This window comes from Burkholderia torrens (assembly GCF_984668525.1).
Genome location: NZ_OZ480211.1, coordinates 2,343,672 through 2,369,960, shown reverse-complemented (window position 1 = coordinate 2,369,960; position 26,289 = coordinate 2,343,672). Strand labels below are relative to the sequence as shown.

General features: G+C 67.0%; 27 protein-coding genes and 1 pseudogene. 17 read left to right on the top strand and 11 right to left on the bottom strand.

Going from position 1 to position 26,289, the window contains the following annotated elements:
* Positions 1-58: 58 nt before the first annotated feature.
* Entirely contained in the window at positions 59-484 is a 426-nt protein-coding gene (gene ftsB / locus AC5LXX_RS10940) for a cell division protein FtsB (RefSeq protein WP_027784847.1), read from the top strand.
* Positions 485-566: 82 nt separating this feature from the next.
* Here ftsB and AC5LXX_RS10935 read toward each other — a convergent pair whose 3' ends face one another.
* The 3 genes from AC5LXX_RS10935 to AC5LXX_RS10925 form a co-directional block, all read right to left on the bottom strand.
* A complete protein-coding gene (locus AC5LXX_RS10935) occupies positions 567-923 on the bottom strand; it encodes a hypothetical protein (protein WP_493409481.1) in 357 nt (118 codons plus the stop codon).
* A 134-nt stretch (positions 924-1,057) separates the two neighbouring features.
* The gene (gene hslO, locus AC5LXX_RS10930) at positions 1,058-2,008 is read right to left on the bottom strand and encodes an Hsp33 family molecular chaperone HslO (protein ID WP_034188925.1); all 951 of its coding nucleotides are present in this window, start codon (positions 2,006-2,008) and stop codon (positions 1,058-1,060) included.
* Between the two features lie 25 nt (positions 2,009-2,033).
* Entirely contained in the window at positions 2,034-2,558 is a 525-nt protein-coding gene (locus AC5LXX_RS10925) for a gamma carbonic anhydrase family protein (RefSeq protein ID WP_124455439.1), read from the bottom strand.
* A gap of 142 nt (positions 2,559-2,700) precedes the next feature.
* Between AC5LXX_RS10925 and AC5LXX_RS10920 the strand changes: the two genes are divergently transcribed.
* The 11 genes from AC5LXX_RS10920 (at position 2,701) to AC5LXX_RS10870 (ending at position 12,154) form a co-directional block, all read left to right on the top strand.
* A complete protein-coding gene (locus tag AC5LXX_RS10920) occupies positions 2,701-3,558 on the top strand; it encodes a ferritin-like domain-containing protein (protein WP_493411119.1) in 858 nt (285 codons plus the stop codon).
* 175 nt (positions 3,559-3,733) lie between these two features.
* Entirely contained in the window at positions 3,734-4,624 is an 891-nt protein-coding gene (locus AC5LXX_RS10915) for an alpha/beta fold hydrolase (RefSeq protein ID WP_493409480.1), read from the top strand.
* An 82-nt stretch (positions 4,625-4,706) separates the two neighbouring features.
* Entirely contained in the window at positions 4,707-5,537 is an 831-nt protein-coding gene (locus AC5LXX_RS10910; RefSeq protein WP_185658232.1) for a 3',5'-nucleoside bisphosphate phosphatase, read from the top strand.
* A gap of 66 nt (positions 5,538-5,603) precedes the next feature.
* Positions 5,604-6,236 (top strand): L-threonylcarbamoyladenylate synthase, encoded by a 633-nt coding sequence (locus AC5LXX_RS10905; protein WP_069744852.1) that lies wholly within the window; start codon positions 5,604-5,606, stop codon positions 6,234-6,236.
* A gap of 47 nt (positions 6,237-6,283) precedes the next feature.
* Positions 6,284-6,946, top strand: coding sequence for a site-2 protease family protein (locus tag AC5LXX_RS10900; protein ID WP_124455435.1), 663 nt, complete (start codon positions 6,284-6,286; stop codon positions 6,944-6,946).
* An 8-nt stretch (positions 6,947-6,954) separates the two neighbouring features.
* Complete coding sequence (locus AC5LXX_RS10895; protein WP_006487046.1) at positions 6,955-8,157, top strand: tryptophan--tRNA ligase; 1,203 nt, start codon at positions 6,955-6,957, stop codon at positions 8,155-8,157.
* 8 nt (positions 8,158-8,165) lie between these two features.
* Positions 8,166-8,768 (top strand): class I SAM-dependent methyltransferase, encoded by a 603-nt coding sequence (locus tag AC5LXX_RS10890; protein WP_493409479.1) that lies wholly within the window; start codon positions 8,166-8,168, stop codon positions 8,766-8,768.
* A gap of 46 nt (positions 8,769-8,814) precedes the next feature.
* A complete protein-coding gene (gene dapA / locus AC5LXX_RS10885; protein ID WP_493409478.1) occupies positions 8,815-9,717 on the top strand; it encodes a 4-hydroxy-tetrahydrodipicolinate synthase in 903 nt (300 codons plus the stop codon).
* A gap of 111 nt (positions 9,718-9,828) precedes the next feature.
* Positions 9,829-10,974 (top strand): NlpB/DapX family lipoprotein, encoded by a 1,146-nt coding sequence (bamC, locus tag AC5LXX_RS10880; protein ID WP_124455432.1) that lies wholly within the window; start codon positions 9,829-9,831, stop codon positions 10,972-10,974.
* Between the two features lie 4 nt (positions 10,975-10,978).
* Complete coding sequence (locus AC5LXX_RS10875) at positions 10,979-11,755, top strand: MBL fold metallo-hydrolase (RefSeq protein ID WP_493409477.1); 777 nt, start codon at positions 10,979-10,981, stop codon at positions 11,753-11,755.
* A 27-nt stretch (positions 11,756-11,782) separates the two neighbouring features.
* The gene (locus AC5LXX_RS10870; protein WP_493411135.1) at positions 11,783-12,154 is read left to right on the top strand and encodes a hypothetical protein; all 372 of its coding nucleotides are present in this window, start codon (positions 11,783-11,785) and stop codon (positions 12,152-12,154) included.
* Here AC5LXX_RS10870 and AC5LXX_RS10865 read toward each other — a convergent pair.
* Positions 12,062-12,308: pseudogene (locus tag AC5LXX_RS10865) on the bottom strand (hypothetical protein). The gene AC5LXX_RS10870 and the pseudogene AC5LXX_RS10865 sit on opposite strands and share 93 nt — an antisense overlap.
* Positions 12,309-12,364: 56 nt before the next feature.
* Positions 12,365-13,585, bottom strand: coding sequence for a JmjC domain-containing protein (locus AC5LXX_RS10860; RefSeq protein WP_493409476.1), 1,221 nt, complete (start codon positions 13,583-13,585; stop codon positions 12,365-12,367).
* A 32-nt stretch (positions 13,586-13,617) separates the two neighbouring features.
* On the opposite strand from AC5LXX_RS10860, the gene AC5LXX_RS10855 reads away from it, so the two are divergent.
* The gene (locus AC5LXX_RS10855) at positions 13,618-14,160 is read left to right on the top strand and encodes an FKBP-type peptidyl-prolyl cis-trans isomerase (RefSeq protein WP_059554208.1); all 543 of its coding nucleotides are present in this window, start codon (positions 13,618-13,620) and stop codon (positions 14,158-14,160) included.
* Here AC5LXX_RS10855 and AC5LXX_RS10850 read toward each other — a convergent pair.
* From AC5LXX_RS10850 to AC5LXX_RS10840, 3 genes are all read right to left on the bottom strand, one after another.
* Positions 14,140-15,411 carry a hypothetical protein gene (locus AC5LXX_RS10850; protein WP_493409475.1) on the bottom strand — a complete coding sequence of 424 codons (1,272 nt, stop codon included), beginning with the start codon at positions 15,409-15,411 and terminating at the stop codon, positions 14,140-14,142. The two genes, AC5LXX_RS10855 and AC5LXX_RS10850, sit on opposite strands and share 21 nt — an antisense overlap.
* On the bottom strand, positions 15,392-18,049 hold the full coding sequence (gene mutS, locus AC5LXX_RS10845) for a DNA mismatch repair protein MutS (RefSeq protein ID WP_493409474.1): 2,658 nt from the start codon (positions 18,047-18,049) through the stop codon (positions 15,392-15,394). The genes AC5LXX_RS10850 and mutS overlap by 20 nt, the downstream gene beginning before the upstream one ends.
* Positions 18,050-18,181: 132 nt before the next feature.
* The gene (locus AC5LXX_RS10840) at positions 18,182-18,754 is read right to left on the bottom strand and encodes a TetR/AcrR family transcriptional regulator (protein ID WP_493409473.1); all 573 of its coding nucleotides are present in this window, start codon (positions 18,752-18,754) and stop codon (positions 18,182-18,184) included.
* Positions 18,755-18,871: 117 nt separating this feature from the next.
* On the opposite strand from AC5LXX_RS10840, the gene AC5LXX_RS10835 reads away from it, so the two are divergent.
* On the top strand, positions 18,872-19,318 hold the full coding sequence (locus AC5LXX_RS10835; RefSeq protein ID WP_493409472.1) for a VOC family protein: 447 nt from the start codon (positions 18,872-18,874) through the stop codon (positions 19,316-19,318).
* 388 nt (positions 19,319-19,706) lie between these two features.
* On the top strand, positions 19,707-20,402 hold the full coding sequence (locus AC5LXX_RS10830) for a methyltransferase family protein (protein ID WP_493409471.1): 696 nt from the start codon (positions 19,707-19,709) through the stop codon (positions 20,400-20,402).
* Between the two features lie 117 nt (positions 20,403-20,519).
* Here AC5LXX_RS10830 and AC5LXX_RS10825 read toward each other — a convergent pair whose 3' ends face one another.
* Positions 20,520-22,142, bottom strand: coding sequence for an NAD(P)/FAD-dependent oxidoreductase (locus AC5LXX_RS10825; RefSeq protein WP_322082754.1), 1,623 nt, complete (start codon positions 22,140-22,142; stop codon positions 20,520-20,522).
* Between the two features lie 315 nt (positions 22,143-22,457).
* Positions 22,458-23,261 (bottom strand): inositol monophosphatase family protein, encoded by an 804-nt coding sequence (locus AC5LXX_RS10820; protein WP_493409470.1) that lies wholly within the window; start codon positions 23,259-23,261, stop codon positions 22,458-22,460.
* Positions 23,262-23,540: 279 nt separating this feature from the next.
* On the opposite strand from AC5LXX_RS10820, the gene AC5LXX_RS10815 reads away from it, so the two are divergent.
* A complete protein-coding gene (locus AC5LXX_RS10815; protein WP_493409469.1) occupies positions 23,541-24,365 on the top strand; it encodes an RNA methyltransferase in 825 nt (274 codons plus the stop codon).
* Between the two features lie 298 nt (positions 24,366-24,663).
* The gene (cysE, locus tag AC5LXX_RS10810; protein ID WP_322082755.1) at positions 24,664-25,437 is read left to right on the top strand and encodes a serine O-acetyltransferase; all 774 of its coding nucleotides are present in this window, start codon (positions 24,664-24,666) and stop codon (positions 25,435-25,437) included.
* 46 nt (positions 25,438-25,483) lie between these two features.
* Here cysE and AC5LXX_RS10805 read toward each other — a convergent pair whose 3' ends face one another.
* Entirely contained in the window at positions 25,484-26,284 is an 801-nt protein-coding gene (locus AC5LXX_RS10805) for a UDP-2,3-diacylglucosamine diphosphatase (RefSeq protein WP_493409468.1), read from the bottom strand.
* Between the last annotated feature and the right edge of the window lie 5 nt (positions 26,285-26,289).

Below are 26,289 nucleotides of genomic sequence, written 5' to 3'. Positions count from 1 at the left end.
CTCGACGCCGCTCTGTGCATGTGCGCGGAGCGGCGCTTCTTATATCTGCGTCTCTTACATGCGGCTTGTCACTGTCGTCCTGATTGCCTTGCTGGCGCTCATTCAGTACCCCCTATGGTGGGGACACGGCGGCTGGCTGCGGGTGCATGAATTGCGTCAGCAGCTCGACGACCAGCTCCAGAAGAATGCGGACGAGAAGCTGCGCAACGAGCGCACGGCCGGCGAAGTGCAGGATCTGCAGAGCGGCACCGCGGCCATCGAGGAGCGTGCGCGCTACGAGATGGGCATGGTGAAGGACGGCGAAGTATTCGTGCAGTTCGTGTCGCCGAATGCACCTGCAGGGCCGCTGAACAACACGCCGTCGAACACGTCGACGCGCGGTACCGTCTCCGCGGCGCCGGTGCGTGTCGTGCCGAATCCGCAGTCGATCGCGAAGCCGTCGCGGCATCATGGCGGCGACAAGGGCAAGGCCGCGCATCACTGATCGCGATACGTCGGACCCATTGAAAAAGCGCGGGAAATGCCGCGCTTTTTTATTTCCTGCCAGTCGTCAATCGATCGACCGCTTACCACCACCAGCCCGGGTAGCCGTAGCTGACACCCGTTCCCCAGCGATTTCCCCATCCGCCGTAGTAGCCGCCGTAGACCGTCACGGGCGGCGGCGAGTAGTACGCCCATGCGCGCGCGGCGGCCTCGGCCGCGATGGCGCTGTTCTGCTCGCGCAGGACCTGCCGGTCGATCTCGTCGTAGCGCTTGCGTTCGGCGCTCGACAGTGCGGGCGGCTGGCCGCTCGACGCGCCCGGCTCGGGCAGGCGGCTCAGGATCGTGGAAGTCGGCGGCGGCATCGCGCAGCCGGCGAGCGCGAGCGTGCCGGCGGCGACGCTCGTCAGGATGAGGGGGCGAAACGGGCGGAGGCGATTCATGTGTTTCTCCTGCAGCGCGCCGACGGCGGGAAGCGGCGTGCGCCGAAGGCCGGGCCTCCGGCGCCTGAGCCGTGCGTGCGGCGCTCGTGCGTCATTATGCGCCCGTGCCCGGACGGCGGGCACGAGCACGCCGCTCAGTGACGCTGGTCGGTTGCCGGCGCGATGCCGGTTTCGACGCCGGGCGCCGCGAACAATTGCGCGACGTCGACGGGATCGAATTCGTAGCGCTGGTTGCAGAACTCGCAGTGGATCTCGACGTGGCCGCGTTCGACGATCACGCTGTCGACTTCTTCGCGACCGAGCATGCGCAGCATCGCGCCGACCTTCTCACGCGAGCACGAGCACTGGAAGCGCGTGCCGGCCGGTTCGAAGTGCTGCACGTTTTCCTGCCAGAACAGCCGGCGGAACACGACTTCCGGTTCGACCTCGAGCAGCTCCTTCGCCGACAACGTGCCGCCGAGCGTGCAGACGCGCTCCCACGTGTCGATATCGGTTTCGGCGTTGCGCGGCACGATGCCGCCGTCGCCCGGCAGCTTCTGCAGCAGCATGCCGACCGCGCGATCGCGATCGGCCGCGAGCCACAGCCGCGTGTCGAGCTGCTCCGAGTGGTGCATGTAGTGCTCGAGCACCTGCGACACCGATTCGAGCGGGCCGTCGACGCCGTTCAGCGGCACGATGCCCTGGTACGGCTGCTGGCCCGGCAGCTTGTCGGCCGGGTCGAGCGTGATCACGCAACGGCCGTGGCCGCTCGCGTTGACGAGCGACGCGAAGCTCGTGTCGTCGCCGATCGTCTGCGCCGCGTCGCCGGCGAATTTCGCGGTGGCCCGCATCGACAGATCCGAACCGCACTGGACGACCAGCATCTGGACCGGCCCGTCGCCGAAGATCTGCATGATCAGGGTGCCGTGAAATTTCAGGTTCGCGGACAGCAGCGCGCACGCGGCCATCATCTCGCCGAGTACCGTGCGCACCGGGGCAGGGTAGTCGCGGCGGGCGAGCACTTCCTGCCACGTATTGCGCAGCGAAACGATCTCGCCGCGCACGGGCGCCGCATTGAACATGAATTTCTGTAACTGGTCGCTCACTCTTCTTCCTTGAAATCCGTGCGAATCACCCGATCCGCACGAGTTGCTCCTTGAAATGCGCACGCCGCTCGACATACGTCTTCGCGTTTGCGCGCAGCCGCGCGATGTCTTCCGCCGACAGCTCGCGCACGACCTTCGCCGGCGCGCCGAGAATCAGCGAGTTGTCCGGGAACGTCTTGCCTTCCGTCACGACCGCGCCGGCACCGACCAGACAGTTGCGGCCGATAACCGCTCCATTCAAGACCACCGCCTGAATCCCGATCAGCGAATCTTCGCCGATCGTGCAGCCATGCAGCATCGCCTGGTGCCCGATCGTCACGTTTTCGGCAATCGTCAGCGGAAAGCCCGGATCCGTATGCAGGACCGCACCTTCCTGGACATTGCTGCCCGCGCCGACGGTGATCGTTTCGTTGTCGCCGCGAATCGTCGCGCCGAACCATACGCTCGCGTTCTCCTCGAGCACGACCTTGCCGATGATGGCCGCCGTATCGGCGACGAATACGCTTTCGTGGATCGTCGGGGCCGTATCGCCCAGCTTGTAGATCGTCACGGAGTCTCCTTGTCTCTTCGGTGATGGGCGCCGGTAGAATGGCGCGTCCGGTTGCCCGGCGCATGGCGCCGCGGAACAATCGCATATTGTAAACCGTCGCGTGCAACTGCTCCCGCGACGCGTACGCAGGGTGTCCCCGTTTATGAGCATGGCGTCTTCTTCCTCCGGCAATGCGCCGGCCTGTGTGCGCAGCGCGGCGCTCGACGCGCTGCGCGTGTCCGAACCCGCGACCAAGGCCGCGCAGGTGCGCGCGCTGCACGAGGCGTTGCGGGCCGGGCAGGCCACGATCATGCCGTCGCTCGCGCTGCCCGAACCGGCCGATCTGCCCGGGCACCCGGCGCGGCCGCCGCTGGTCGAGCCGCGCCAGCTCCAGCGGCGCAGCATGCGTTCGCCCGAAGGGCGCGCCGTGCTGCTGCACGCGCTCGCCCATATCGAGTTCAACGCGATCAACCTGGCGCTCGACGCAGTCTGGCGTTTCGCCGGCATGCCGGACGCGTTCTATGCGGACTGGCTGAAGGTCGCGGCCGAGGAGGCCTATCACTTCACGCTGCTGTCGGACCGCCTCGCGGCATTCGGGCACGTGTACGGCGATTTTCCCGCGCACAACGGGCTGTGGGAGATGTGCGAGCGGACCAAGTGCGATGTGCTGGCGCGCATGGCGCTCGTGCCGCGCACGCTGGAGGCGCGCGGGCTCGACGCGTCGCCGCCGATTCGCGCACGGCTCCTGCAGGCGGGCGACGACGCGTCGGCTGCGATCCTCGACGTGATCCTGCGCGACGAGATCGGCCATGTCGCGATCGGCAACCGCTGGTTCCGGCATCTGTGCGACGCAGCCGGCCGCGATCCGGTGCCGACCTACCGGCAGCTCGCCGAGCAATACCATGCGCCGCGGCTGCGCGGCCCGTTCAACTTCGATGCGCGGCGCGACGCCGGCTTCGAGCAGGCCGAACTCGACGCACTGGCCGCGCAGGACGCGGCGGACGGCAACGCCGCGCACTAGCCGGATCGCGTCCGGCCGTATCCGGTCGGCCGCCGGCGCCCCGCGCACCCGGCCCGTGGGGATTCGCGGCCGGCCTTCGAATGCCCGCGCCGCTAGAGCGGAGCCTCGATTGCCGGCCGCCGGAACGGGGGCGTCGCCGCTATAATCGAACGACCATTCTTTTTTGGCGGCTGCAATGAGTGCCTCGAGTTCTGTTTCCGATTTCGTCACGGTGCGCGGCGTCCAGCTGCATGTGCGGCGCTGGGGCCGGCCCGATGCGCCGATGCTGTTCATGCTGCACGGCTGGATGGACGTCGCGGCGTCGTTCCAGTTCGTCGTCGATGCGCTCGCGGGCGACTGGCAGGTGATCGCGCCCGATGCGCGCGGCTTCGGGCTGTCCGACTGGCCGGTCGCGCGGCAGGGCGGCGGCCACTACTGGTTCCACGAATACCTCGGTGACCTCGATGCACTCGTCGACCACTATGCGCCGGGTGGCGAAGTCAACCTGGTCGGCCACAGCATGGGCGCGAACGTCGTGTGCCTGTACGCCGGCGCGCGGCCAGAGCGCGTGCGGCGCGTGGTCGACCTCGAAGGATTCGGGCTCGCGCCCGCGCATGCCGAGCAGGCGCCGCGCCGGCTGCGCGGCTGGCTGGACGAACTGCGCGAGCCGCCCGCGCTGCGGCCGTACGCGTCCCTCGACGACGTGGCGGCGCGCCTGATCAAGACCAATCCGCGGCTCGCCCCGCGCCGTGCCGCGTTTCTCGCCGAGCACTGGTCGAAGCGCGGCGACGACGGCCTTTACCACCTGCTGGCCGATCCGGCGCACAAGATGCCGGGCCCGCTGCTGTACCGGCTCGATGAAGTGATGGCCACCTGGAAGCAGGTGCGGGCGAAGGTGCTGCATGTCGAAGCCGTCAATTCGCCGACGCTCGCGCACATCGCCGGCGACATCCCGCTGCCCGAATTCAAGGCGCGCTTCGACGCGTTCCCCGACTGGCGCGAAAAGCTCGTCGAGGACGCCGGCCACATGGTGCATCACGACCAGCCCGAGCAGGTCGCGGCGCTGATCGAGGCGTTCTGCGCGTAGGCGCGCGACGCCGGCGGCAGGGCAGGCGGGCGGCGCAATTGCCGCATTGCAGTAGAATGAAGCCTTACCTGCCATGCCTACGATGAACGCCGATCTCCACTGCCATTCCAATGTTTCCGACGGGTTGCTGCCGCCTGCCGACGTCGCACGCCGCGCGCATGCTGGCGGCGTGACCCTGTGGGCGCTGACCGACCACGATGAAATCGGCGGCCAGGCGGCGGCACGCAGCGAGGCGGAAGCGCTCGGCATGCGCTACCTGAGCGGCGTCGAGATTTCGGTCACGTGGGCGTCGCGCACCGTGCACATCGTCGGCCTGAACATCGATCCCGCGAACCCGGCGCTGGTCGACGGCCTGTACCGCACGCGCCACGGCCGCGCGGCGCGCGCGGTGGCGATCGGCGAGCAGCTCGCGACGCTCGGCATTCCCGGCGCGTACGACGGCGCGCTGAAGTACGTGTCGAATCCCGACCTGATCTCGCGCACGCATTTCGCGCGCTTTCTCGTCGAGAACGGCCACGCCGAATCGACGTCCGACGTGTTCGACCGCCTGCTCGGCGACGGCAAGCCCGGCTTCGTCCCGCATCGCTGGGCGTCGCTGTCCGACGCGGTCGGCTGGATCCGCGCGGCGGGCGGCGAAGCCGTGGTCGCGCATCCGGGCCGCTACCGCTACACGCCCGTCGAATTCGACGCGTTCTTCGGCGAGTTCATCGATCTGGGCGGCCGCGCGATCGAAGTCATCACGGGCAGTCATACGCCCGACCAGTACCGCGAATACGCGGACGTTGCGCGCCGCTTCGGCTTCGAAGTGTCGCGCGGCTCGGATTTCCATGCGCCGGGCGAGGGCCGCGTCGAACTCGGCAGCCTGCCGCCGTTGCCGTCCGACCTCACGCCGGTCTGGGAACGCTGGCTCTGACGCCGGGCGGCCGACCGCCGCCCGCGCCGCCGTGCGTTGCCGATTCCTCCCCCTTTACGTGCCCCCATGTCCCAGTTCTTCAGGATTCATCCGGATAATCCGCAGCCGCGCCTGATCAAGCAGGCCGTGGAGATCGTCAGCAAGGGCGGCGTGATCGCGATGCCGACCGATTCGAGCTATGCACTCGCGTGCCATCTCGACGACAAGGATGCGGTCGAGCGCGTGCGCCGGATTCGCGGCCTCGACGAGAAGCAGCACCTGTCGCTGCTCGTGCGCGACCTGTCGGAGCTCGCGAACTTCGCGATGGTCGACAACCGCCAGTACCGGCAGATCAAGTCGGTGACGCCGGGCCCCTACGTGTTCATCCTGCAGGCGACGAAGGAAGTGCCGCGCCGGCTGTCGCACCCGTCGCGCAAGACGATCGGGCTGCGCGTGCCCGACCATGCGATCACGCTCGCGCTGCTGGAATCGCTCGGCCAGCCGCTGCTCGGCACGACGCTGATCCTGCCGCCGGACGACGAGCCGCTCAACGATCCCGAGGAAATCCGCACGCGGCTCGAGAAGCAGGTCGACCTCGTGATCGACGGCGGCGCGTGCCCGCGCGAACCGTCGACGGTGATCGACCTGACCGGCGACGAGCCGGAGCTCGTGCGCGCGGGGCGCGGCGCGCTGGAACCGTTCGGCCTCTCGGCCGCCTGAGCGGGCCGTTCAATTTTGCGCGAGTGCGCTTGTTACAATAACGCGATATGGATGCTTCCCTGATACAGACGATCGCCGTCTACGCGCTGCCCGTGATCTTCGCGATCACGCTGCACGAGGCCGCGCACGGCTACGCCGCCCGCCTGCTCGGCGACAACACCGCCTACGTGATGGGCCGCGTGTCGTTCAACCCGATGCGCCACATCGATCCGCTCGGCACGATCGCGATCCCGCTGGTGATGTACTTCCTGACGGGCGGTGCGTTCCTGTTCGGCTATGCGAAGCCGGTGCCGGTTTCGTTCGGCAACCTGCGCAATCCGCGCTGGGGCAGCCTGTGGGTGTCGCTCGCGGGTCCGGCCTGCAACTTCGCGCAGGCGCTGGTCTGGGGCGTGCTGACCCTCGTGCTGCCCGCCGTCGGCGTCGACGAGCCGTTCTTCACGCGGATGGCGTTTGCCGGCGTCAGCGCGAACCTCGTGCTCGGCGTGCTGAACCTGTTTCCGCTGCCGCCGCTCGACGGCGGCCGCATCCTGGCGGCGCTGCTGCCGCCGAAGCAATCGATCGCGCTGTCGCGCATCGAGCCGTACGGTTTCATCATCGTCCTCGCGCTGGTCGCGACGGGCGTGCTGACGAATTTCTGGCTGCGCCCGCTCGTCAACGTCGGCTACGCCGTGCTGAGCGCCATCCTGTCCCCATTCGCCTCGCTTTTCTAACGACAATCATGTTCCCAGAACGTATTTTCTCCGGCATGCGACCCACCGGGTCGCTGCACCTCGGCCACTACCACGGCGTGCTGAAAAACTGGGTGAAGCTGCAGTCCGAGTACCCGTGCTTTTTCTGCGTCGTCGACTGGCATGCGCTGACGACGCACTACGAGACTCCCGAGGTCATCGAGAAGAACGTGTGGGACGTGCTGATCGACTGGCTCGCATCGGGCATCGATCCGGCGCAGGCGACGCTGTTCATCCAGAGCAAGGTGCCCGAGCACGCGGAGCTCGCGCTGCTGCTCGGCATGAGCACGCCGCTCGGCTGGCTCGAACGCGTGCCGACCTACAAGGAGCAGATGGAGAAGCTGAAGGACAAGGACCTGTCCACCTACGGCTTCCTCGGCTACCCGGTGCTGATGGCGGCCGACATCCTGCTGTATCGCGGCTCGCTCGTGCCGGTCGGCGAGGATCAGGTGCCGCACGTCGAGATGACGCGCGAGATCGCGCGCCGCTTCAACTATCTGTACGGCCGTGAGCCCGGCTTCGAGGAGAAGGCGCTCGAGGCCGCGAAGAAGCTCGGCGGCAAGCGCGCGAAGCTCTATCACGAGCTGCGCAACGCGTATCAGCAGGAGGGCGACGACGAGGCGCTCGAACAGGCGCGTGCCATGCTGCAGGAATCGCAGAGCCTGTCGATGAGCGACCGCGAGCGCCTGTTCGGCTATCTCGAAGGCGCGCGCAAGATCATCCTGGTCGAGCCGCAGGCGTTGCTGACCGAAGCATCGCGGATGCCGGGCCTCGACGGGCAGAAGATGTCCAAGTCGTACGGCAACACGATCGGCCTGCGCGAAGACGCCGAGACGATCACGAAGAAGGTCCGCACGATGCCGACCGATCCCGCGCGCGTACGCCGCACCGATCCGGGCGATCCGGACAAGTGCCCGGTGTGGCAGCTGCATCAGGTCTACACGGACGAAGCGACGCACGAGTGGGTGCAGAAGGGCTGCCGCTCGGCGGGCATCGGCTGCCTCGACTGCAAGCAGCCGGTCGTCGAAGGCATCCTGCGCGAACAGCAGCCGATGCTCGAGCGCGCGCAGAAGTACATGGACGATCCGTCGCTGCTGCGCGCGATCGTCGCGGACGGTTGCGACAAGGCGCGCAAGTACGCGACGGAAACGATGCGCGACGTGCGCGACGCGATGGGCCTGTCGTACAACTGATCCCGCGCATGAGCGAATCCGTCATCGCCGCCGCGGGCGGCCACGTCGCCCAGGCCGAGCCGTCACGCTGGGTCGCGCAACGGTCGCGGCTCGTGCCGGCCGGCGGCGCGGTGCTCGACGTCGCCGCGGGCGGCGGCCGCCATGCGCGCTGGTTCGCGTCGCGCGGGCATCCGGTCGTCGCGCTCGACCGCGATCCGGCCGCGCTGGCTGCATTGCGCGCGATTCCCGGCGTCGACGCCCGCGCGGCCGATCTCGAAGGCGCGCCGTGGCCGCTGCCGGCCGGCGAGCAGTTTGCGGCCGTGATCGTCACGAACTACCTGCATCGTCCGCTCTGGCCCCATCTGCTCGATGCAGTGGCGCCGGGCGGCGTGCTGATCTACGAAACCTTCGCGCAAGGAAACGAAACGGTCGGCAAACCGTCCAACCCCGCGTTCCTGCTCGCCCCGGGCGAGCTGCTGGACGCCGTGCACGGCCGCCTCCGGGTGGTTGCGTACGAGGACGGTTTCGTCGCCGCGCCGCGCGAGGCGTTCGTCCAGCGTCTTGGCGCGGTGCGCGAGGGCGCGACCCCGAAGGCGGGGGCGGGAATTCCACGTTACGAACTGCCCGGCTAATCCGCTACAATCTCAACGTTTACCGGTACACATTCAATCGCGTTTCATGGCTAACGGCACCCAAGACGGCATTCAAATCCGCGGCAGCATCCCCGCGATCGTCACCCCGATGCTCGAAGACGGCAGTCTCGACCTGCCGGCGTTTCGCAAACTGATCGACTGGCACATCGCGGAAGGCACCGATGCGCTGGTCGTGGTCGGTACGAGCGGCGAGTCGGCAACGCTCAACGTCGAAGAGCACATCCTGATGATCCGCACGGCGGTCGAGCATGCGGCGAAACGCATCCCGATCATCGCGGGCGCGGGCGGCAACTCGACCGCCGAGGCGATCGAGCTGACGAAGCACGCGAAGGCTGTCGGCGCGGACGCGACGCTGCAGGTCGTGCCGTACTACAACAAGCCGACGCAGGAAGGCATGTATCGCCACTTCCGGACGATCGCCGAAGCGGTCGACCTGCCGGTGATCCTGTACAACGTGCCGGGCCGTACGGTCGCGGACATGGCGAACGAGACGACGCTGCGCCTCGCGGAAGTGCCGGGCATCATCGGCGTGAAGGACGCGACCGGCAACATCGATCGCGCCGCGCACCTGATCAAGGCCGCGCCGAAGCAATTCGCGATCTACAGCGGCGACGATCCGACCGCGATCGCGCTGATGCTGCTCGGCGGCCACGGCAACATCTCGGTGACGGCGAACGTCGCACCGCGTGCCATGAGCGACCTGTGCCGCGCGGCGCTGGCCGGTGACGTCCAGACCGCCCGCGCGCTGCACATGAAGCTGCTGTCGCTGCACAAGAACCTGTTCATCGAGGCGAACCCGATCCCGGTGAAGTGGGCGCTGCAGGCGATGGGCAAGATGCAGGGCGGCATCCGGTTGCCGCTCACGGCGCTCGACGAGCGCTGCCACGATGCCGTGCGTTCGGCCCTCGTCGAGGCCGGCGTTCTCTGATGCCGAGGCGGCCGCGTCCTGCGGCCGCCGGCTCGACCCCTGATCAACCCGCACCGGCCGGCTCCGTCCGGCGCCGCTCCTGACGAGCGTTCTAGCAAGACGAAGGATTTCATGAAACGTTTCGCCATTTCCTCTCGCGCCATCCAGCTGTCGGTGGTGGCGCTGGCGCTGGGCGCGCTCGCTGGCTGCGATACGCTGAACGACTACCTGGCCCCCGACCGGGTCAACTACAAGAACACCGGTTCGGCGCCGCCGCTGGCCGTGCCGAGCGACCTGAAGCCGGTGCCGACGACGCAGCAGTTCGTCGCGCCGCCGAGCAACGCCGGGCTCGGCACGCTGCCGCCGCGGGTCACGACGCAGGCCGGCAACGCGACCGACGGCATTCCGAGCGCGCAGGATCCGCTCGGCATGCATATCGAGCGCGACGGCGATCGCCGCTGGCTCGTCGTCGATGGCCGGACACCCGAGCAGCTGTGGCCGATCCTGAAGGAGTTCTGGCAGGAGAACGGCTTCTCGCTGAAGACCGATGCGCCGTCGACCGGCATCATGGCGACCGACTGGGCCGAGAACCGCGCGAATATCCCGGACGACTGGTTCCGCCGCACGATCGGCAAGGTCATCGATTTCGCCTACTCGTCGGGCACGCGCGACCGCTTCCGCACGCTCGTGAACCGCACGTCGGACGGCAACACCGACATCTCGATCACGCACAGCGCGATGGAGGAAATGATGGTCGGCCCGCAGGGCGGTACGTCGTCGCGTTGGGAAGAGCGTCCGCGCAACCCGGTGCTCGAAGCCGTGTTCCTGTCGAAGCTGATGCAGAAGTTCGGCCTGACCGACGCGCAGGCGAAGCAGCTGCTGACCGACGCACGTTCCGCGACGGCGCCGGCGCAGGTCAGCGACACGAGCGGCGGCGCGGCGACGCTGCAGCTGGCCGAGTCGTTCGATCGCGCGTGGCTGCGTGTGGGCTTGGCGCTCGACCGCACCAACTTCACGGTCGACAATCGCGACCGCGAGAAGGGCGTGTACACCGTGCGCTACGCGAATACGATGGAAGAGCTCAAGCGTGACGGCCTGTTCGGCAAGCTGTTCTACGGCGGCCCGTCGGCGGCGAAGCCGGGCAAGGAATACCTAGTCAACGTGCGCGCGCAAGGCGCCAGCGGCACGCAGGTCGCGGTGATCGGCGCGAATGGCCAGGTCGACAACTCGTCGGACGCGCAGCGGATCATCTCGCTGCTGCAAGCTCAGCTGAACTGAGCGCGTGAGATTCGCCAGCCTCGGAAGCGGCAGCGAAGGTAACGCGCTGGTCGTCGAGGCCTCGAGCGGCACGACGACCACGCGCGTGCTGCTCGATTGCGGTTTCTCCGCCAAGGAGGTCGAGCGCCGGCTCGGCCGACTGAATCTCGGCATCGACGATCTCGATGCGATCCTCATCACCCACGAACACAGCGACCACGTCGGCAGTGCGCTGACGCTCGCCCGCCGCGCGTCGCTGCCGCTCTATATGAGCTGGGGCACCGCGCGCGCGGTCGGCGCGGACGAGGCCGACGTCGATCTCCACGTGCTGTGGGGCGACGAGACGGCCGCGATACGCGATCTGGCCGTGATGCCCTACACGGTCCCCCACGATGCGCGGGAACCGCTGCAGTTCGTCTTCATGGACGGCTGCAGCCGGCTCGGCGTGCTGACGGACGTCGGAATGGCCACGCCGCACATTACGGCCGTCCTGAGCGGCTGTGACGCACTGGTGCTCGAATCCAACCACGATACCGCGATGCTGGCTGCGAGCCGCTATCCGCAGTCGCTGAAGGCGCGGATCGGCGGCAACCACGGCCACCTGAGCAACGACGCGGCGGCCGACATCCTCGCGTCGCTCGAACGCAGCCGCCTCCAGCACCTGGTCGCGGCGCACCTGAGCCAGCAGAACAACCTGCCGGAACTGGCCCGCCGGGCGTTCGGCGGCGTGCTGGGGACGAACGGTGAGGACGTGATCGTGGCCTCGCAGGACGCGGGCTTCGACTGGCTGATGCTCGGATGAGCGGGGCAGGGCCGCTGCGGCGGCCCCGTGCGGCTGCCGGGCGATGTGTACGGAAACGGCAGACGTAAAAAAACCGGCCCTCGGGCCGGTTTTTTTCAGCTGATGCTGAAGGCTTACTGGCTTGCGCCCGAAGCCGGAGCAGCCGTCGCTGCCGAAGCAGCCGACGCCACTGCAGCAGCAGCGTCGCTCGCAGCAGCCGTTGCCGACGAAGCAGCGGCCGAAGCGTCGCTCGCTGCACCAGCAACTGCCGAAGCAGCCGTCGAAGCAGCAGCAGCCGCGTCGCTTGCAGCCGACGAAGCAGCTTGGTCAGCGCTCTTGTTGCAAGCAGCCAGTGCAACAGCAGCCAACAGGGAAGCTACGAGGAGGGATTTCTTCATGATCACGTCCTTTTATGGTTAAAGGTAAGCAACAGCGCGAAACAATACCGGTAATGTGCTCCAACACCGACCTGGGCCGCTGGTGGAGATGCACTTCTTAGAGCGTGAATCTTCCCTACGGCTTGGGCGGAAATTATATGCACTTTCCTATCGACCGTCGACAAATGCGGGGTCAATACGTTGTCTTTCCCATACAGAATTTGATCCGTACGGGCATACGGGGCGACTCACACTAATTCCGGTTTCCGACCCGTATCCAGCCCGCACGATACCACTCGTGCAACAAGGCTGTCATCGAGGGAACCCGGGATAGTGTTACAAACCGTTTCGCCTCCATCTGGCGTTGATCGGCCAGTTCGGGCAGCCATTCCCCGGCCTGCTCGAGCGGTCCTTCCTCGCCATTAATGAAGTACGAGCGCGCGTTATACATCAATGCGGCCCTTCTGTCGAGACAAACGCCGCGCCGTGACGCTTGCGTGACGAACGCGGACTCGGACAGCGGGCGCGCCGGCGGGTCGAATACGACGTTCGGCTTGGGCTCGCTCAGGTAGCAACCGAGAAATTCGGCGACGTCGCGCTTGCGCCAGCGGATCGCGTCGACGATCTCGGCGACACGCTCGACCATCGCCGGGGGCAATTGCGCCGGCGTGTCGACGGCCGGCTGCTTCGGGTCGCGGTAAAGGTCGTCGCCGCCGCCGTCGCGCAGGCCGCCGCGCTCCGCGAGATAGTACAGGAACTGGGCGCCCAGTTCGCCGGCGGACGGGGCCCGGAAGCCGATCGAGCAGGTCATGCACTCGCCTTCGGCGACGCCGTCGTGCGCGATGTGCGGCGGCAGGTAAAGCATGTCGCCGGGCTCCAGCACCCATTCGTCGCTCGGCTCGAAGTTTTCGAGGATCTTCAGCGGCACGTCCGGCTGCAGCGACAGGTCCTTCTGCGCACCGACCCGCCAGCGGCGCCGGCCTTCGACCTGCAGCAGGAAGACGTCGTACGAATCGAAATGCGGGCCGACGCCGCCGCCGTCCGTCGCATACGAGATCATCAGGTCGTCCAGCCGCGCGTCGGGGATGAAGCGAAAGCGGTCGAGCAGCGCGCGCGCCGCGTCGGCGTGCAGGTCGAGCCCCTGCACGAGCAGGGTCCACGCCTTGCGCGTGACGGCCGGCAGCGAGCCCGGTTCGAACGGGCCGTGCGCCAGTTGCCACTTGTTACGAAAATGGGTGATCAGTCGCGATTCCGCGTCATAGTCGGCAGCAAGCTCGAACAGCGCGTCGCGCGAGACCGGCGACGCGACGCCGGGGATCGCCTGGCGGATCAGCAGCGGCTTCTTCTGCCAGTAGCCGCGCATGAATTGCGCCGGCGTGAGACCGCCGAGCAGCGGTGTGGGAAGATCGGAGGGCGGCGCGCCGAGCGGAGCGGCAGCGGCTTCCCGCGGTTCGGCTTGAGACCGGTTGCGCATCGTATAATGAGAGTTGTATTTGGGAGAATTGGATGAAAATCGCAAAAAACACTGTCGTGTCGGTCACTTACAAGCTGTCGGACGCACAGGGCAATCTGATCGAGGAAAGCGACGAGCCGATGGTTTATCTGCACGGCGGCTATGATGGCACGTTCCCCAAGATCGAGGAACAGCTCGACGGCCACGAGCCCGGCTACGAAGCGCAGGTTCAGCTCGAGCCGCAGGACGCGTTCGGCGACTACGATCCCGAACTCGTGAAGATCGAGCCGCGCGATCGTTTTCCCGAGCCGCTCGAAGTGGGCATGCAGTTCGAAGGCACGCCGGAAGACGGCGACGAGGAAGTCGATTCGCTGATCTATACGGTCACCGACGTTGCAGAAGACAAGGTCGTGCTCGACGGCAATCACCCGCTGGCAGGCATGGCGCTGCGTTTCGCACTGACCGTGAAGGACGTTCGCGAAGCCACCGAAGACGAAATCGAGCATGAGCACGCGCACGGCGCGGAAGGGCTCGAGATCGTCGACGAGGACGACGACGAAGACGGCGAAGCACCGTCAGGGCGTACCCTGCACTGAGCTTGCAGGCAAGCCGGGCGCCGGCCCCGATGCAGGGGGCGGCGCAAGGCGCGACGCGCCGCCCGGGGCGGCGCCGTCACCCTGCAGCGGCGGCGCGACCGACGACGAGTCGGGCAGCGCCGGCAGCGCGGGGATTTCCGGCATCTGTGGCAGCGGTACGTCGTCGTGCGGCACGAGCGGCAGCGCGGGCGGCACCGGCAGGTTCTTCGGCACCTCCTGCAGGCTCACGTTGAAGATCGTCTGCCGTGACGGCGACACGCTCACCTTGACCCACTGATCCACCGGATGACGCGGTCCGATCGCGACGCGCGTCACGTTTCCGATCAGTTCACCATCGTCGGCGTGCAGCGGCCGGTCGATCAGGAAGCCGTTCGCCAGCGGCTCGCCGCTCGCGTGCATCACCAGGATCGGGCCGCGGAATGTCGCCGCAGCCTTCACCAGCGTTCGTTTCAGTTCACGGAAGCCGTCGCGTACGCGCGGCCGGTTGAAACGCAGCCAGGCAAAGCGTTCCGCGCGTTCATAGCGTTCGAACTGCGGATCGCCTTCGAAAATCACCACCATCGCACGCGCTTCGCGCCGTTTCGCGTATTCGGCTGCGTGGTCGATCCAGAAACCGTTCGCGACGATGCGATCCTCGAATTCGCCGTTGCGGCCGCCGGCCGTCAGGTAATGGTTGTTCGGCGCCGGTGCGTTGAGCGCGACGTAGACGATGTCGTCGCGCATCCAGCGGGCATTCTCGCGATACGGCCGGAACCGTGCGACTTCGCTTTCCCGCGTGATCTGCAGCGCGCCCGGGTCGGGCAGCGCCGAATCGGCAAGCAGCGTCTGCCGCAGGAAGTCGAGCCGCTCGACCGGATCGTAGCCGCCGCCGGCTGCCGTGTTGCACGTCAGCCAGTCGTCGTGGCCGGGAATGAACACGAGCGGCACGCGCGCCGAATCCAGGATCGCGCCGCGCTGTGAATACAGCGAATCGCGGCATGCTTCCTTCGAACCCTTGAGATCGCCCGCATAGACGATGAAAGCGAGATTGCGCTCGCGCGCGATCGCATCGAGCAGCCGCTGGGCGGACGGTTCGTCCGCCGGGGCGTTGATGACGCCCGACACGACCGCGAACGAATAGGGCGCGGTGGTGCGTTTCGGCGGAGCAGCCTGTGCGCCGGCCTGCGCGAGCGCAAGAACCGCCGCGGCCAGCGCGGCGGCCACACGGGCGGACAGGCCCGGCGAGACGTGCTTACGCGTGCCCGTCGGCATCGTGCGACCGGACCAGCGTGCGCAGTTCGTACAGCAGGTCGAGCGCCTCGCGCGGCTTGAGATCGTCGGGATCGATGGCGCGCAGCTTGTCGAGCGCCGGATGAGGCGTGTCGGGCAGCGCCGGCGCGTCCGCGCATTCGAGATCGTCGACGACCGCTTGCGGCGCGCTGAACAGGTCGAGTTGCGGCGTGTGCTGCGACGCCGACTGCTGCTCGAGATACGCGAGGTGCTTGCGTGCGGCGCGGATCACCGGTGCCGGGACGCCGGCGAGTTGCGCGACCTGCAGGCCGTAGCTCTGGTTCGCCGGGCCTTCGTTGACCGCGTGCAGGAACACGATGCCGTGGCCGTGTTCGACGGCCGACAGGTGAACGTTGGCCGCTTGCGGGAATTCGGCCGGCAACTGCGTCAGCTCGAAGTAGTGCGTCGCGAACAGCGTGTAGCACGCGTTGTGCGCGAGCAGGTGGCGTGCGATCGCCCACGCGAGCGCGAGACCGTCGAACGTCGACGTGCCGCGGCCGATCTCGTCCATCAGCACGAGGCTTTGCGGCGTTGCGTCGTTGAGGATTGCCGCGGCTTCGGTCATCTCGACCATGAACGTCGAGCGGCCGCCCGCGAGATCGTCGGCTGCGCCGATGCGCGTGAAGATCCGGTCGATCGGACCGAAGCACGCCGATTTCGCCGGCACGTAGCTGCCGACGTAAGCCATCAGCGCGATCAGCGCGGTCTGCCGCATGAACGTCGACTTCCCGCCCATGTTCGGCCCGGTGATCAGCAGCAGCTTGCGCTCGGTGCCGAACCGGCAGTCGTTCGCGATGAACTGCTCGACCTGCGCCTCGACCACCGGATGGCGACCCTGCTCGATGTCGATGCCGATCTCGTCGGTGAAGGTCGGTGCGACCCAGTCGAGTGCGCGCGCACGTTCGGCGAAGGCGGCGAGCAGGTCGAGCTCGGCGAGTGCCGATGCGACGCGCTGGCACTCGGGGATGAACGGCAGCAGCGCTTGCAGCACCGAGTCGTACAGCGCGCGCTCGCGCGCGAGCGCACGTTCCTGCGCGGACAGCGCCTTGTCCTCGAAGGTCTTCAGTTCGGGCGTGATGTAGCGTTCGGCGTTCTTCAGCGTCTGGCGGCGGCGGTAATCGTCGGGCACCTTGTCCGTCTGGCCGCGCGTGACCTCGATGTAGAAGCCGTGCACCTTGTTGTATTCGACGCGCAGGTTCGCGATGCCGGTGCGCGTGCGTTCGCGTGCTTCGAGATCGATCAGGAACTGCCCGCAGTTCTCCGAGATGTCGCGCAGCTCGTCGAGCTCGGCATCGTAGCCGCGTGCGATCACGCCGCCGTCGCGCACCATCGCGGCCGGCTCGGGCGCAATCGCGCTCGTCAGCAGGTCGAGGCATTCGGCGGGCGGCGCGAGTGCCGCGTCGACGCGCGTGAGCGCGTCCGCATTCGCGACGACCGCGCTGATGCGCTCGCGCAGCGCCGGCAGCGCGGCGAACGTGTCGCGCAGGCTCGACAGGTCGCGCGGGCGTGCGGACAGCAGCGCGAGACGCCCGGTGATCCGTTCGACGTCGGCGATCTGGCGCAGCGCGCTGCGCAGCGCATCGAGGCTTGCGCTTGCCGGCGCATCGAGCAGCGCGCCGATGGCTTGCTGGCGCGATTGGGCGGCGACCGACGCGCGCGGCGGGTGATGCAGCCAGTGACGCAGCAGGCGGCTGCCCATCGTCGTGCAGCAGGTATCGAGCAGCGAATACAGCGTCGGCGATTCGGTGCCGCGCAGCGTCTCGGTCAGTTCGAGGTTGCGGCGCGTGGCCGGATCGAGCCCGATGTATTCGGTTTCGTTCTCGACCTTCAGGCTGCGCACGTGCCGCAGCTGCTGGCCCTGCGTGGCGGCCGCATAGAGCAGCAGCGCGCCGGCCGCGCCGCATGCGCTCGTCAGCGAGTGTGCGCCGAATCCGTCGAGGCCTGCGACGTCGAGCTGGTCGCACAGGCGTTGCGTGCCCGATGCGATGTCGAAGTGCCAGGCCGGCACGCGCTTGGTTGCACCCGCGCTTGCGGGCACGGCATCGACTGCGCCGTCCGGCGTCAGGATTTCGGCCGGCCGAATGCGCTCGAGCGCGGCCGCGAGATGATCGGGTTCGATTTCGGCGAGCCGCAGCGCGCCGCTGGCGAGGTTCAGCCACGCGAGGCCGACATTGACCGCGACGCCGCGCTTGTTGTGGCCCGTGCACATCGCGAGCAGGTACACGTCGTTCTTGTCGGACAGCAGCGCGGCATCGGTCAGCGTGCCGGGCGTGACGACGCGCACGACCTTGCGCTCGACCGGCCCCTTCGACGTGGCGGGATCGCCGATCTGCTCGCAGATCGCGACCGATTCCCCCATCTTTACGAGCTTCGCCAGATACTGCTCGACCGCGTGATGCGGCACGCCGGCCATCTTGATCGGCGTGCCGGCCGTCGCGCCGCGCTGCGTGAGGGTCAGGTCGAGCAGGCGTGCGGCCTTTTCCGCATCCTCGAAGAACAGCTCGTAGAAGTCGCCCATCCGGTAGAAGACGAGTGTGTCGGGATGATCGGCCTTGATGCGCAGGTACTGCTGCATCATTGGGGTATGGCCGGCAAAGGCGTCGGGCGACAGCGTGGTCATAGGTCAGGCATGAAGTTGTTGCTTGGGTTGCCCGAGTTTACCAGTCGCTTCCACGTGCACGCGCGAAGTTCGCCGTTTGGCCAGCTTTCGGCGGTCGCGCGGTCGCCGCGCGCGCTGTCGTGCCCCTGCTTCTCAGGATGGCCGATCTGTCGATCTTTCCAACGCAGCAAGTACGGTATTGCGCGCGTGGAGCAAGACGGATTTGTGCTCGCCGGGGGCGAGTTCCACGAACCCGAGCCCCCGGAGCAGGAAAATGCCCTCGACGGCGAGCAGTGCCTGACGAACTTCGGCAATCTCGCCATGGTCCGTTCGCAGTGGCTCGAGTAGTGCGCGGTAATGGCGCTGCACCGGCTCCAGCATGCCCGGCGCGTGTACCAGCGCGGTTACGAGAAAGGCGGCCTGCTGCGTCGTGGCGTCGTCCTCGTCCAATGCTGCGTCGATATACGCCAGGGCCCATTCGACTGGTCCGGTTCGTCCGCTACCCAGTCGCCGGCGTACTGCTTCCTGGAATCGCGTCACTTCTCGTTCCAGCATCTCAAGTATCAGCCGGTCCTTGGTTGAAAAGGTATAAACAAGGCCGCCCTTGCTGATTCCCGAACGCTCCGCGACGGCGTCGAGCGTGAAATCATGCCCGCCGGACTCAAGGATGACGGCCCCGGCGGCGTCCAGAACCCGGTCCCTGTCGATTTCCTTCTTGCGTGTCATCACACCCCCTTGCTTTTTCGACTGCTCAGTCGTATAACATTTTCGACTGGCCGGTCAGATTAGTGCAGGCATGCACGCGGTGCAAGATTTTTTCCAACAAACACCCCAGGGTAGGTTATGAACGAACATGAAATCGACGATCGATTGCCTGCTGTTGCGCTCGGTCACTTCGTCATGAAAGTGCAGGATGTCGACGCGAGCTATCGCTTTTACACTGGGTTGGGTCTGCGCGCCTTCGGGGCCTTTCCCGGGATGGCAATCGTTGAGATGCGGGGTGGCACGCATCTGCTGCTGTTCAAGAAAGGCGATGATCAGACGGACGCGTTGCCGGACAGCCAGAGTGGCCAGAGGCCCGATTTCGCCAGCGAGAAGATTGACCTGATGATCGGAGGACGTACGAAGGCGGATCTGGAGTCGTACCGGGCAAGCCTGATCGACAACGGATATTCACCGTCAGCCATTGCGGACGGCGAGCTCTACGGTCACCACTATTTCTCGATGCGCGATCCCGACGGCAACGGCGTCAGCTTTTACACCAGCCATTGCAGCGACAGGCCGGTTTGACAGCATGCGGTTGAGCTGCGCGGCATCCGCTCGTCTCGCGACGTCGGGCGGCGTGCCGCGCCTTTGAACCTCGCGGCGCGTCGTCGTTGTCCTGTGCCGACCATGGCTGCCTGTTCCGCCGTGTTCATGCGACCCTGTTTGTCAGGGATCAATGCCGCGGATTGGCGATTACCGCAGACGATTTCATCAGCCTGAAGAGCGCTGCGAACTGTGAAACGTTTGGCATGCCGCGTAATCCAGTTAATCGTTCGTTTTAATTGCCCATGCCCTCGGGACTTACACCAATCAACCGCGCAAAACCGAAACTTAGGCAAGTTTCAATGAAGGGAGCGTGCTAGTCTGAAACGGCAATATATATAAAAACGCAATAAGTCTCGGGGCACAAAACATGAAGCAGGCCATACAGGATGCGGGGGGCGCGTGCGCGCGGCATACTCTGGTGCCGCACGTTACGGCGGTCGCGGATGAATCGGAGCGGATCGACCTGATCGAGCTGTGTGCTCGCGTGTCGTCAGTGACCGTGCTGGGCGTATTTGCTTATCTGATTTATATGCCGTGGCGGGCGGACCCGAGCCGGATCACATTGATCCTGCTGCTGGTATCCGCAGTACTGACCGTCGGCATGTCGGCTTTTGCCAAATTGCCGAAACGGCGCGACTGGCATCCTGTCGCGGTGTGCTTTTCCCTCGGTGGCTCGTTCTACTGCCTGACCTATCAGCTGACTGCCAGTACGCAACTGATTCCGGAGTGGGCAGGGGGCACCTGGCAAATTTGCGGGATTGCGTGGCAGCTGTTCGCGAAAATGTCGCTCGGGCGCTCGTTCGGTCTGCTGCCGGCCAATCGAGGGGTCGTCTCGACCGGTGCGTACCGGTTCATGCGCCACCCGATCTATGCCGGTTACCTGTTGTCCGAAATCGGTTTCCTGCTTGCCAACTTCAGTACGCGCAACCTGCTCACGATCGGCATCTGGATGCTGTTGCAGATCGGTCGAATCAGGATGGAAGAGCGCGTGCTGTCGGAAGACGCCGATTATCGGGCGTACAAGTCGAAGGTGCGGTACCGGCTGATTCCCGGCGTGTATTGACGGGCATGCCGAAAGCGCGCAATGGCCGGGCGTCGATGAAGCACATCGGCGCGGCGGACCTGAAACAGTCGGCGCACTCGGGTCACGGACCGTCGCGCGCCGACCGCGTCCGCTCTGTCAGGACGTGTGTCCCGACGTCATGCTGAGGGCGACCGCCTGCGCGACCTCGATGCCGTCGATGGCTGCCGAATAGATGCCGCCCGCATAGCCGGCGCCTTCGCCGGCCGGATACAGGCCGTCGACGTTCATGCTCTGGTAGTCGTCCTTGCGTCGAATCCGGATCGGCGACGACGTGCGCGTTTCCACGCCGGTCAGCACGGCATCGTGCATCGCGAAGCCGGAGATCTTCTTGTCGATCTCGGGCAGCGCTTCGCGGATGGCTTCGATCACGTAGTCCGGCAGTGCGGTGCTGAGGTCGGTCGGATTGACGCCCGGCTTGTACGACGGCTCCACGGAACCCAGCGACGTCGACGGCCGGCCTGCGATGAAATCGCCGACCAGCTGGCCCGGCGCGCGGTAGTCGCCGCCGCCGAGTTCGAACGCACGTTCCTCCCATTTGCGCTGGAACGCGATGCCGGCCAGCGGCCCGCCGGGATAGTCGTCCGGCGTGATGCCGACGACGATACCCGCGTTCGCGTTGCGCTCGGCGCGCGAATACTGGCTCATCCCGTTGGTGACGACGCGGCCAGGCTCGGAAGTCGCCGCGACCACCGTGCCGCCCGGGCACATGCAGAAGCTGTAGACGGCCCGGCCGTTGTTGGCGTGGTGGACCACCTTGTAGTCGGCCGCGCCGAGCTGCTTGTGGCCCGCGAACTTGCCGAAGCGGCTGCGGTCGATCAGCCCCTGCGGATGCTCGATCCGGAAACCGAGCGAGAACGGCTTCGCTTCGATATAGACGCCGCGATCGTGCAGCATCTGGAACGTGTCGCGCGCGCTGTGGCCCACGGCCAGCACCACATGGTCGCACCGGAGCGTTTCGCCGTTCGACAGCTTGAGCGCACGCACCTTGCCCTGATCGATCTCGATGTCGTCGACGCGCGTTTCGAAACGGACTTCGCCGCCGAGTTCATGGATCGACGCGCGCATCTTTTCCACCATGCTGACGAGGCGGAACGTGCCGATGTGCGGCCGGCTCAGATACAGGATGTCTTCCGGTGCGCCGGCCTTGACGAATTCGTCCAGCACCTTGCGGCCATAGTGGTGGGGATCCTTGATCTGGCTGTACAGCTTGCCGTCGGAAAAGGTCCCGGCGCCGCCTTCGCCGAACTGCACGTTGGATTCGGGGTTGAGCACGCTCTTGCGCCACAGACCGAAGGTGTCCTTGGTGCGCTCGCGCACGGCCTTGCCGCGTTCGAGGATGATCGGGCGGAAGCCCATCTGCGCGAGGATCAGGCCTGCAAACAGGCCGCACGGCCCCATGCCGATGACGACCGGGCGCAGGAAATCGGCGCGCTCGGGCGCCTTCGTGACGAAGTGATACGCCATGTCGGGCGTCTTGCCGCAATGCGGCTTGCCGGCGATGCGCTTGAGCGCGGCCGCCTCGTCCTTGACCTCGAGATCGACGATGTACGTGAGCTTGATGTCCGAACGCTTGCGCGCATCGTGCGCGCGGCGGAACACGGTGTAACGGAGGAGCTCGTCCGCGGCCACGCCAAGCTCCGTGAGGCGCGCGCGAATCGCGGCCTCGAGTGCGCTCTCGGGGTGGTCGAGGGGGAGTTTAATTTCGCTTAGCCGTAACATGGGGACTCGGATGCGATTGCCACGGCGTCGTGGCGGTGTTGATACAGGTGGGGCCGGCATGCCGGCGGCGGCGTGGTTCGCCGCGCGGGCCTGCCGGACGCAAACCATTCATTGTCATTGCGGGTAACGCGGTGCGGGCGGCGGTACGCCGCCTCCCGGACAAGTCAGGCAACTTCAGGATAGGCGCACGAAGCGCCCCTTGCGCACGGAAGATTGTCGCGCCTCCCGGACGAGCGGGAGGCGGGTGCCGCGCGATCGTGACGATGCCCGCGAACGGTATGCGCGAAAGCCGCGCCATGCCGGCGCGGCCCGGGCTTACTCCGCTGCCGGGTGGATTCGGCTGTAGCGGTTCAGGATCGGGATCATCTGCGCGTAGATCTTCGGGTTCGCCGCGACGATCTCGTGGCGATGCAGGAAATCGGCGTCGCCCGTGTAGTTGCCGACGAGGCCGCCGGCCTCGGTGATCAGCAGGCTGCCCGCGGCCATGTCCCACACGTTGATGCCTTGCTCGAAGAACGCGTCGAGGCGGCCGGCCGCGACGTTCGCGAGATCGAGTGCCGCCGCGCCCGGGCGGCGCAGGCCCGTGCAGGCCTGCGTCATTTCGGTGAAGAGGCGCGCGTACGCGTCGAGGCCGTCCTTCTCGCGGAACGGGAAGCCGGTGCCGACCAGCGCATCTGCCAGGCGGTCGCGGCGGCCGACGCGGATGCGGCGGTCGTTCAGGTACGCACCGCGGCCGCGCGTGGCCGTGAACAGGTCGTTCTTGTTCGGATCGTAGACGACGGCCTGCGTGACGACGCCCTTGTGCTCGAGCGCGATCGACACGCAGTAGTACGGGAAGCCGTGGATGAAGTTGGTCGTGCCGTCGAGCGGATCGATGATCCACTTGAATTCGGATTCGTTGTCGGATTCGCCCGATTCTTCCGCGAGGATCGCGTGATCGGGGTAGGCGGTCTTCAGCGTCTCGATGATCGCGTCTTCGGCGGCCTTGTCCACTTCGGTGACGAAGTCGTTCTGCTGCTTCTTGCGGATCTCGATCAGGTCGAGATCGAGGGACGCGCGGTTGATGATCTGTCCGGCGCGGCGCGCAGCCTTGACAGCAATGTTGAGCATGGGATGCATGAGCTGGATCCTGTAGCTGGCGGCACGGGCCGCCACGAAGTGGAACAACCGCCCGGAACGGCGCAAGCATGCCGGGCGAGGTGAGACGCGAATTGACAAAGAACGGGGTACGACCCGCGCCGCACGGTGTGCGACGCGTAAAGGCATGATTTTACCCGATTTTTGGCTGTTTCAGGCGACCGGAATGCGGGGAAACCCCCACTGTCCGTCCGGACGAGTGGGTTTGCCGCGGCGATGGCGATACCATACTGCCATTCTGATGAACCGAGTCGTATCGTAGTGGAAACCCCGCAGAACACCGCCGCGCCGTCCGAGCCGGGCGCGGCCTCGTCCCTGCCGCCGTCCGGCGGCTTCACGTCCACCCGCTTCGTGCTCGTCGAGCCGAGCCATCCCGGCAATGTCGGGGCGGCCGCCCGCGCACTGAAGACGATGGGCTTCTCGCGCCTCGTGCTGGTCGCGCCGCGCGTGCCGCACGTGCAGAGCGACCCCGAGGCGATCGCGATGGCCAGCGGCGCGGACGACGTCCTCGCGTCCGCGCATGTCGTGCCGACGCTCGGCGACGCGCTGTCCGGCGTTCACTGGTCGATCGCGCTGACCGCGCGCACGCGCGAATACGGGCCGCCGCGCCTCGCGCCGCGCGCGGCCGCCGCGCAGGCGTGCGCGCAGGTCGGCGCGGGCGACATCGCGCTCGTGTTCGGCAACGAGCGCACGGGCCTCGCGAACGAGCACGTCGAGCAGTGCAGCGCGCTCGCGCACATCCCGGCGAATCCGGCCTACAGTTCGCTGAACCTCGCGCAGGCCGTGCAGGTGCTCGCGTACGAGCTGCGCGTCGCGTTTCTCGAGCAGGCGAGCGAGCCGCCGGCGCAACCGTCGGCCGAAGCCGGCACGCTCGCGCAGAGCGACGAGATCGAGCGGATGTACGTCCACCTCGAGAACGCGCTGATCGCGCTCGAGTTCCTCGATCCGCGCAATCCGAAGAAGCTGATGCCGCGGCTGCGGCGCCTGTTTGCGCGCACGGGCCTCGAGCGCGAGGAGGTCAACATCCTGCGTGGCGTCGCGAAGCACATCCTGCTGAAATCGGGCAAGCCCGACGGCGACGCGTAAGCGGCCGGCGCACCGGCTGCCCGGTCGCCGGCCGGCTGCCGCTTCGGGCCGGGCAGGTCGTGCGTCGGGTAGCGCGGAAGCGCCGGGCTTCGCGCATTCCATCCGGCCGACCCACCTGGACGCCTGCTCCAGCAAGCCTTTCGCTCGAATACCCGCGCCGGTGGCGGGGTGAACGCGCGACCGCGTGCGGCCGTGCGCGACTGGCCCTACAATCGCCGAACGTCATAAGCAAATTACCCGGCGCGATAACGGCCGGCCATAGCCGGCGATGCGCGCCGGCCTTTTCCCAGACCCCATCATGTTCACGAGACTGCGCGAAGACGTTGCAACGATTCGCGAGCGCGATCCCGCCGCTCGCAGTGCATGGGAAGTGCTGACCTGTTATCCGGGGCTGCATGCGCTCGTGCTGCATCGTTTCGCGCACGCTTGCTGGCGCGCGAAGCGCTACTGGCTCGCGCGTTTTGCGTCGCAGGCCGGGCGATTCCTCACGGGGATCGAGATCCATCCCGGCGCCACGATCGGCCGGCGCGTGTTCATCGACCACGGCATGGGTGTCGTGATCGGCGAGACGGCGATCATCGGTGACGACTGCACGATCTATCAGGGCGTGACGCTGGGCGGCACGTCGCTCACACGCGGAGCGAAGCGCCACCCGACGCTCGAAGCCGGCGTGATCGTCGGCGCGGGTGCGAAGGTGCTCGGCGGCTTCACGGTCGGTGCGGGCGCGAAGATCGGCTCCAACGCGGTCGTCGTGAAGCCGGTGCCGGCGGGCGGCACCGCGGTCGGCAATCCGGCTCGCATCGTGATGCCGGCACAGCCGAAGCCGCAGCCCGAGCGCGCGGCATTCTGCGCATACGGGATCACGCCGAACGCCGACGATCCGATGTCGCTCGCGATCCACGGGCTGATCGACCACGCGGCGAAGGAAAGCCGCCGTGTCGACGAAATCGTCGCGGCGCTCGAGCAGCTCGGCACGCATCTGGAAACGCTGCAGGGCGCCGATGCGGCGCGTCTCGACCTGCGCAGGCTGTCGGCGGTGCTGGAAGGAAAGACGGTCGAGCGCCAGGTGTGACGGGCGCGATGTGTGCCGACGGCCGCCGGTCGATGCGACGACGGTGTCAGTCGAGCGGCATCGCGTGGATGCCTTCCGCGTCGACGCGCAGGTAGCCGCCGCGCGGCTTGCCGTGATCGAGATCCCAGTCGGGCAGCACCCAGCGGATGCCGCCGGGTTCCAGGTGGCGCGCGGGGCGGTGCGTGTGGCCGTGGATGATCACGCTCGCGCGGCTCTTCCGGAACAGGGCGGCCACGCCTTCGCGCGTGACATCGTAGATGGCCGAAGCAGGGCGCATCCGTCCCGTTTCGCTGTTCGAGCGCATGCGCTGCGCGAGCGCATGGCGCCAGCGGAACGGCCACGCGAGAAACAGCCATTGCGCGACGCGATTGCGCGCGAAGCGCCGGAACACCTGGTAGCCGCGGTCGGCCGTGCATTGCGCGTCACCGTGCGCGAGCACGATGCGCTGGCCGAACGCCATGATCAGCGAAGGGTCGGGCAGCAGCATCGCGCCGGCCGCCTTCATGAAGCGCCGGCCGAGCAGGAAATCGCGGTTGCCGTGCATCACGTAGAGCGCGATCCCGCGCTCGGAGAACGTGTGCATCAGCGCGGCCATGCGGGCCGCGAACGGATCGTCGTCGAGGATGTCGTCGCCGATCCAGTATTCGAACAGGTCGCCGAGGATGAACACCGAGTCGGCGCTGTCGGCGGTGTATTTCACGAAATGCTCGAACGCGGCGACCGTCTTCGGAATCGCTTCGCTCAGATGCAGATCGGAGAGAAACAGGAACGGGCGTGCGGCTTGCGCGTACTCGCGCTCGCCGGGCACGCCCGCGGAGACGCTTCGCGGCGGACTCTCCTGCAACATCGAAG